We start from the raw sequence: 254 nt of genomic DNA on the forward strand, positions 1-254 counted from the left end.
CGACCCCGGCACGGGGGTGCGGGACCAGCTGGTCGCCGTCGAGCTGCAGCGGCTCGGCGAGGCGCCCCTGGTCGAGCGCCGGGACCGGCTCCGCGCGGGGCGGGACCTGCTGGTGCGGCTCCTAGCGGAGCGGCTGCCGGGGTGGCGGTTCGCGGTGCCCCCGGGCGGGCAGGCGCTGTGGGTCGACCTCGGCGCGCCCGGGTCCTCGGGGCTCAGCGCGCTCGCGCTCGCCCACCGGGGGCGGGTGGCGCCCC

General features: G+C 82.3%; 1 pseudogene. It reads left to right on the forward strand.

Annotated elements, in window-relative coordinates:
• Positions 1-254, forward strand: a pseudogene (locus tag KVT14_RS20675) (PLP-dependent aminotransferase family protein); the annotation flags it as partial.

Source organism: Cellulomonas sp. GbtcB1 (genome assembly GCF_019091725.1).
Lineage (GTDB): Bacteria > Actinomycetota > Actinomycetes > Actinomycetales > Cellulomonadaceae > Cellulomonas.